General features: G+C 70.9%; 5 protein-coding genes and 1 pseudogene. 3 read left to right on the top strand and 3 right to left on the bottom strand.

Features of this window, described 5'->3' with window-relative positions:
- The 3 genes and pseudogenes from AB0I76_RS23940 to groES form a co-directional block, all read right to left on the bottom strand.
- Window positions 1–340, bottom strand: a pseudogene (locus AB0I76_RS23940) (molybdopterin-binding oxidoreductase); the annotation flags it as partial.
- A gap of 130 nt (window positions 341–470) precedes the next feature.
- Complete coding sequence (gene groL / locus AB0I76_RS23935; RefSeq protein WP_357039473.1) at window positions 471–2,111, bottom strand: chaperonin GroEL; 1,641 nt, start codon at window positions 2,109–2,111, stop codon at window positions 471–473.
- A 70-nt stretch (window positions 2,112–2,181) separates the two neighbouring features.
- The gene (gene groES, locus AB0I76_RS23930) at window positions 2,182–2,496 is read right to left on the bottom strand and encodes a co-chaperone GroES (protein WP_084757526.1); all 315 of its coding nucleotides are present in this window, start codon (window positions 2,494–2,496) and stop codon (window positions 2,182–2,184) included.
- A 328-nt stretch (window positions 2,497–2,824) separates the two neighbouring features.
- On the opposite strand from groES, the gene AB0I76_RS23925 reads away from it, so the two are divergent.
- The 3 genes from AB0I76_RS23925 to AB0I76_RS23915 are packed head-to-tail and all read left to right on the top strand — an operon-like array spanning window position 2,825 to window position 4,091.
- On the top strand, window positions 2,825–3,625 hold the full coding sequence (locus AB0I76_RS23925) for a helix-turn-helix transcriptional regulator (RefSeq protein WP_357039470.1): 801 nt from the start codon (window positions 2,825–2,827) through the stop codon (window positions 3,623–3,625).
- Entirely contained in the window at window positions 3,616–3,807 is a 192-nt protein-coding gene (locus AB0I76_RS23920; protein ID WP_357039467.1) for a DUF397 domain-containing protein, read from the top strand. Before AB0I76_RS23925 ends, AB0I76_RS23920 begins: the two co-directional genes overlap by 10 nt.
- A gap of 44 nt (window positions 3,808–3,851) precedes the next feature.
- Window positions 3,852–4,091, top strand: coding sequence for a hypothetical protein (locus AB0I76_RS23915; protein ID WP_357039464.1), 240 nt, complete (start codon window positions 3,852–3,854; stop codon window positions 4,089–4,091).
- Window positions 4,092–4,118 lie beyond the last annotated feature (27 nt).

Below are 4,118 nucleotides of genomic sequence, written 5' to 3'. Positions count from 1 at the left end.
CCCGGGTCAGGGCCGCGGCCACGCCGAGGGCGGCGAAGGCCGCGATGCCGGCCAGGCCCACCCACAGCCGGCGCAGAGCCAGGACGCCGAGCAGCGCGGCGAACGCGCCGAGCAGCAGCGCCGTCCCCACCAGAAGAGCGATCTTGTCGTACGTGCCGAAGAGCGCGATGCCGAACTGCTTGAGCGGCTCGGGCACGGTGTCCACGACCAGTCCCCCGACGGCGACCAGGGGCGCCGAGCGGGGGCCGGTCAGCACCGCCACGATCTCGGCTGAGCCGATCGCCACGGCGGCGGCGGTGAGCCCGGCCAGGGCGGCGTACCGGGGGGTCGTGGTGCTCATCGGACCAGTCTTTCCGATCACGGGAGCGGCGACCAGTCGCGTCAGCGTTCCGTAAGCACCGGGGCCCGGACGGCGTCGGGGCGCGCCGCCGAGTACCGGCGACGCGCCCCGACGAGGCGTACGGCGAGGGTCAGAAGCCCGGGCCGTGCTGGTGGCCGTGACCGTGACCGTGACCACCGGCGGCGGCCGGCTCGGCCTTCTCCGGCTTCTCCACCACGAGGCTCTCGGTGGTGAGCAGCAGCCCGGCGATCGACGCGGCGTTGGAGACCGCGTTACGGGTCACCTTCACCGGGTCGAGGATGCCGGCCTTGGCCAGGTCGACGTACTCGCCGGTGGCGGCGTTGAGGCCGTGGCCCCAGTCCTTGCCGGCGACCTTCTCCACCACCACGTAGCCGTCGTGGCCGGCGTTCTGGGCGATCCAGCGCAGCGGCTCGACCAGTGCCTTGCGCACGATCGAGACACCCACCTTCTCGTCACCGGTGAAGCCGAGGTCGTCGTCGAGCACCGACCGGATCTGGACCAGGGCGGCGCCGCCGCCGGGGACCGTGCCCTCCTCGACCGCGGCCTTGGTCGCCGCGATGGCGTCCTCGATGCGGTGCTTGCGCTCCTTCATCTCGACCTCGGTCGCCGCGCCCACCTTGATGACGGCGATGCCGCCGGAGAGCTTGGCGAGCCGCTCGGAGAGCTTCTCCCGGTCCCACTCGGAGTCCGAGGCCTCGATCTCCTTGCGGATCTGGGACACCCGGTCGGCGACCTCGGCGGACTTGCCGCCGCCGTCGACGACGGTGGTGTTCTCCTTGTCGACCACGACACGCCGGGCGGTGCCGAGCACCTCCAGGCCGACCTGGTCGAGCTTGTAGCCCAGCTCCGGGGCGACCAGCTCGGCACCGGTCAGGACCGCCATGTCCTGCAGCATCGCCTTGCGGCGGTCGCCGAACCCGGGGGCCTTGACCGCGCAGACCTTGATGGTCTTACGGATGGAGTTGACCACCAGGGTGGAGAGCGCCTGGCCCTCCACGTCCTCGGCGATGATCAGCAGCGGCTTGCTGTTCTGGAGGACCTTCTCCAGCAGCGGCAGCAGCTCCTCGATCGCCGAGATCTTCTGGGTGGTGATCAGGATGTACGGGTCCTCGAGGACCGCCTCCTGCCCCTCCACGTCGGTGACGAAGTTCGGCGAGATGAAGCCCTTGTCGAACTGGAGACCCTCGGTGACCTCCAGCTCGGTGGTCAGCGTGGAGCCCTCCTCGACGGTGATGACACCGTCGCGGCCGACCTTCTCCATCGCCTCGGCGATCAGCTCACCGATCGTGGCGTCCTGCGCGGAGATCGTCGCGACCTGCGCGACCGACTCCTTGTCGGAGACCTCGACGGCCTTGGCGAGCAGCGCCTCGGAGACCTTGGCGGCGGCCGCGTCGACACCCCGCTTCAGGCCGGCCGGGTTGGCGCCGGCGGTCACGTTGCGCAGGCCCTCGCGGACCATGGCCTGGGCCAGCACGGTGGCGGTGGTGGTCCCGTCGCCGGCGATGTCGTTGGTCTTGGTCGCCACCTCCTTGACCAGCTGCGCGCCAAGGTTCTCGTACGGGTTGGTGAGCTCGATCTCCTTGGCGATGGTCACGCCGTCGTTGGTGATCGTGGGCACACCGAATTTCTTGTCCAGGACGACGTTGCGCCCGCGCGGGCCGAGGGTGACCTTGACCGTGTCCGCGAGGGCGTTGACACCGTGCTCCAGCAGGTGCCGGGCGTCGTCCGAGAAGCTCAGGATCTTCGCCATGAATGTCCCTTCGAAGCGACGTTGCCCCGGCCCGGCGAGCCGGACCGGGGCAACGACACTGATCGGTTGCTTACTTCTCGATGACCGCGAGGACGTCGCGGGCGGAGAGCACCAGGTACTCCTCGCCGGCGTACTTGACCTCGGTGCCGCCGTACTTCGAGTAGAGAACGGTGTCGCCGACCTTCACGTCGAGCGGCACGCGGTTGCCGTTGTCGTCGATCCGGCCCGGGCCGACAGCGAGGACGGTGCCCTCCTGCGGCTTCTCCTTGGCGGTGTCGGGGATCACGATGCCCGACGCCGTGGTGGTCTCAGCCTCGTTCGCCTGGACCACGATCCGGTCCTCGAGCGGCTTGATCGCAACCTTGGTCGCGGTAGTCACGGGCATACCCTCCTGGGGTACTGGTTTCGTTACCGGTCGACCGGAGCCGACCAGCGTCAATCTGCCACATGCCACCGGGCGGGGCCGTCGTCGCGGGTGCCGGTCCGCCTGGCGTTCAACGACCGGACACAGGCCCGGAAGTTGGCACCCTCAGGGTGAGAGTGCTAATCGCAGGTTATTCCTCGGCTAGCACTCCGTCAAGGAGAGTGCCAACGGTCGCCGCTCCGTGTCGCCACTCCTCCGCCACTCTTCACCGCGACACGCCGGCACTCGCTTCCGCGTCCGTGATCGCGCGCCTACGTTCCGACACCAGTCGGCACACGGAGGACGGCGGATGAGCGACGTACCAACCCTGGGGTTCCTGCGCGACCAGTTGCGCCGGGCCCGGCAGGCACGCGGCCTCAGCCAGGAGGAGCTGGGCAGGCTGATCAACTACTCGTCTTCGGCGGTCAGCGCCGTCGAGGTCGGACACAAGCCGCTGGGCCCGGACTACCTGGCCCGGGTCGACACGGTGCTGGAGACCGGCGGTCTCTTCGTCAGCCTGCTGGAGCTGATCCGGCTGCACGCCGCGCCGGACTGGTTCCGCCCGTGGGAGGAGGTCGAGCGGGAGGCCAGCGCCCTACGCTGGTGCGATCCGACGGTGATTCCCGGCCTGCTCCAGACCGAGGCGTACGCGCGGGCGATGCTCCGGGCCGGCCCGCTGCTGACCGACGACGAGATCGACGAGCGGGTGCTGGCCCGGATGGCCCGGCAGGCGGTGCTGACCCGCGACCGGCCGCCGCAGCTCGTCGCCGTGGTGGACGAGCAGGCGCTGCGCCGGCTGGTCGGCGACCGGGCGACCATGCGGGAGCAACTGGATCACCTGCGGACCATCGGTGCCGAGCCACACGTGCAGGTGCGCATCATCCCGGCCGAGGCGCCGTGGCACATCGGGCTCAACGGCCCCTTCGTCCTGGCCCGGCTCGCCGACGGGACCGAGGTGGCACACCTGGACGACCAACTCCGGGGCCACACCGTGGACAGCCCGAACGACCTTGCCAGCCTGGGACGGCGTTGGGAGACTGTGGCCGGTGAGGCGTTGCCGCGCCGGCAGTCCGCCCGCCTGATCGAGGAAGTGGCGAAGACATGGACCTGACCCACGCCACCTGGCGCAAGTCCACCCGCAGCAACAGCAACGGCGGCGCCTGCGTCGAGGTCGCCGACAACCTGCCCGACGTGGTCGCCGTCCGGGACAGCAAGGACCCGACCGGGCCGGTGCTGACGTTCACTCCGGCCACCTGGCGGGGCTTCGTGGCCGCCGTTCCCACCTCGCACTGACACCGCCGTCCCGGCACCCCGACCGGGGCCGGAACAATGGGCGGGTGAACCTGGAACAGCTGGCGGAACTGCGTACGCCGGAGGGGTCGGCCGCACTGGACGCGGCCACGCGCCTGGCCGGCGGTGATCCGCTGTCGGCGGCGGCCGCGCTGCGGTCCGGCGGCCTGCCGCCCGGACTGGCCTCGGCGGCGCTCACCCAGGCCGAGCTGCGCCGCCGCGCGGTCGGCAAGTTCGGTCCGGCGGCGGGCGGCCGGTTGCGCCCCCCGGCCCGCCGGGCCTTTTAAACATTGGGGGGGTGGGGCCACCACCCC

This window comes from Micromonospora sp. NPDC049799 (assembly GCF_040656655.1).
GTDB lineage: Bacteria > Actinomycetota > Actinomycetes > Mycobacteriales > Micromonosporaceae > Micromonospora.
The sequence above is the reverse complement of the archived record's forward strand: the minus strand, read 5'-3'. Positions and strand labels throughout refer to the sequence as shown.

Coding starts and splice junctions, on each gene's coding strand:
- groL (WP_357039473.1), bottom strand. CDS start 2,111: ATGGCGAAGATCCTGAGCTTCTCGGACGACGCCCGGCACCTGCTGGAG.
- groES (WP_084757526.1), bottom strand. CDS start 2,496: ATGCCCGTGACTACCGCGACCAAGGTTGCGATCAAGCCGCTCGAGGAC.
- AB0I76_RS23925 (WP_357039470.1), top strand. CDS start 2,825: ATGAGCGACGTACCAACCCTGGGGTTCCTGCGCGACCAGTTGCGCCGG.
- AB0I76_RS23920 (WP_357039467.1), top strand. CDS start 3,616: ATGGACCTGACCCACGCCACCTGGCGCAAGTCCACCCGCAGCAACAGC.